Source organism: Microcystis sp. M53602_WE12 (genome assembly GCF_030065455.1).
GTDB classification, from domain to species: Bacteria; Cyanobacteriota; Cyanobacteriia; order Cyanobacteriales; family Microcystaceae; genus Microcystis; species Microcystis aeruginosa.
Genome location: NZ_JASJFB010000117.1, coordinates 1 through 2,731 on the forward strand (window position 1 = coordinate 1; position 2,731 = coordinate 2,731).

General features: G+C 44.7%; 3 protein-coding genes. All 3 read right to left on the reverse strand.

Features of this window, described 5'->3' with window-relative positions; all coding sequences use genetic code 11:
- Positions 1-927 (reverse strand): urea ABC transporter permease subunit UrtC (urtC, locus tag PX482_RS04690; protein WP_288122134.1); only part of this gene is annotated, 927 nt, incomplete at its 3' end.
- A gap of 3 nt (positions 928-930) precedes the next feature.
- Positions 931-2,091, reverse strand: coding sequence for an ABC transporter permease subunit (locus tag PX482_RS04695; protein ID WP_288028048.1), 1,161 nt, complete (start codon positions 2,089-2,091; stop codon positions 931-933).
- Between the two features lie 94 nt (positions 2,092-2,185).
- The coding region (locus PX482_RS04700; protein WP_288122136.1) for a transporter substrate-binding protein at positions 2,186-2,731 on the reverse strand (546 nt) is incomplete at its 5' end.

Sequence of the window (2,731 nt, forward strand, 5' to 3'; positions counted from 1 at the left end):
TAAAGTACCGACAACTGCCCCCACAAGGGTAGCACGTCCCCCCACAGCCACCCAAATCACCATTTCAATGGAAAAAGCCACATCCATAGAGTTAGGGGTGATAATTCCCGTTTGCACGGTATAAAGAGCGCCGGCAACACCGGCAATCGCCCCAGAAATGGCAAAAACTAACACCTTAAACCAAGTAGGATCATAACCGGAAAAACGGACACGCACCTCATCATCGCGAATGGCGACTAACAAGCGCCCAAATCTGCCGGTAGTTAACCAACGACAGAGCAGATAAATAGCCAGTAAACAGACAATTGTGAGTAAATAAAAGGCCACTTGAACGGCATCGGAACCCACCAGCAAACCGAAAATTGTTTGGGTATCGGTTTTTAAGCCATTAGTGCCGTTAATTAACTTCTGTTGACCGTTAAAAAAGTTAAAAAATACCAGTAAAGCCGCTTGGGTTAAAATCGAAAAATAAACCCCTTTAATGCGGTTGCGGAAGATTAAATAACCCAATAATCCTGCCACGATCGCTGGTACGATAATTAGGGCTAGAATTGTCAAAGGTAGGGAATAAAAAGGTTGCCAAATAAAAGGTAATTCTGTCACCCCGTAGAGAGTAAAAAATTCGGGCATTTGTCCGGGGGGTAACTGAAGATTTAGGTACATGGCCAAAGCGTAACCACCGAGGGCAAAAAAGATGCCATGACCAAGACTTAATAAACCCGTATAACCCCAGATTAAATCTATCCCCAAAGCAACAATAGCGAGGGAAAGAAATCGCCCCAATAAACGCAAGCGGAAAGCCGACAAAGCTAAGGGCAGTAACACCGCAAAGATGACCACTAAACCAACAATAACAGCGATTTCCGTGATTAACTTTTTCTTTTCCCGTTGTCGGGATTCGTTTCTAGTGATGGTTTCGCTAATCATAATCTATAACTCGGCAGTACGTCCTTTAGGAGGAAAAATTCCCGCAGGTTTGAATTGCAAGAAAGCAATAATTAAAGCAAAAATCATCACTTTTGCCATGCTAGTGGTGGAGAAAAAGGTGAAGAAATCCGTTAGGGGTTTTAGTGCTTCTACGGAACCAAAAATCAGGGCAAAAGTTCCCGAACCAATTAAATAATTAGCCACACCGATGGCCATAGCTGCGATAATAGTTCCCAGGAGATTACCCACTCCCCCCACCACCACTACCATGAAGGTATCAACGATATAATTTTGTCCCACGTTTGGACCTACGGAACCCAAGAAACTAATCGCACAACCGGCAACTCCAGCTAATCCCGAACCGAGGGCAAAAGTCAAAGCATCCACTTGATTAGTGGGAATGCCTAAACAGGAACTCATCTGGCGATTTTGGGTGACGGCACGAATGCGTAAACCCCAAGAAGATTTATTTAAAAACCAATAGGTTCCTAACAAACAAATGGCAGTTAAAATGATAATAAATAGACGGGTGTAGGGCATTTGAAAACCGGGTAAAGGTAAACCTCCCCGTAACCAAACAGGAGCGGTGACATCGACGTTTCTGGCACTAAACCAGGGTCGAGCGAGAACCGGATTAAAAGATAAAAGATAGCCTAATAATCCAGCGATAGCTAGGGATAAAGGCAGGGTGATACCAATAGCTAAATTGCGAATTCTCTCCCAATCTAGGCGACGACTTAACAGCGTCATCGCCCCAAAAAATAACAGACAGAAAACTATCAAACTAATTACTAATAAGCCGTTGACACTTCTGACAAATTGCTGCAGAATTAAGCTGACTCCCCAAGTAGCCAGCAGCGTTTCTAGGGGTCTGCCGTAGAGGAACCTAATCACCCCCCTTTCTAATAATAATCCTGCCAATCCCGACACCAAAAAAGCGATCGGTAGGGCGAATAAAACATAAGTATCAAAGAGGGGAGAACCGAAACCTTTAAAGATATTCTGCACCACAAAAGTAGTATAAGCCCCTAACATCATTAACTCACCGTGAGCGAGATTAATTACCCCCATCAGTCCAAAGACAATCGCTAGTCCTAAAGCGGCCAGCAATAGCACAGAACCGATGCTAATACCATTAAATAATCCTTCTAATAATGCTGACACTTTTCCTTATTCCCGTGCATTTTTAAGGTTTAAAAAGAGGGGTGAACAGTAATGCCCACCTCACCCTCGTTATTGTCCAGAAAAATTCCTAAAACTAGGATTTTTCCATTTTGAACTTACCGCCCTTAGCCGGATCCGTCCAGTCACAGGCAAAGCCCTTAGTTTCGGGGACAAATTGGTTCCAGGGTTGCGGATCCACTACCCCCGGAGTTGACCAAACGATGTTAAATAGACCATCATCTCTCACCTGACCAATGCGGACGGTTTTGGAGATATGATGATTGGGGAACATTTCCACCGGTCCTTCGGGAGCATCGAATTTCTGTCCTACGGCTGCGGCGCGAACTTTGTCGAGATCATCGGCGGTTGCCGCTTGTTCCACCGCTTGCTTCCAGAGATAGACCATGATGTAGGCCGCTTCCATCGGGTCGTTAGTGACGCGCTCCTGACCGAATTTAGCTCGAAAAGCCTCAACAAATTTTTTGTTAGCGGGGGTATCTACGGTTTGGAAATAGTTCCAGCAAGCGTATTGACCGAGGAGATATTCCTTACCGATTTGTTTAACTTCTTCCTCGGCAACACTCACCGACATGACCGGATATTTATCGGGAGTTAAACCGGCCGCTTGCAGTTGTTTAAA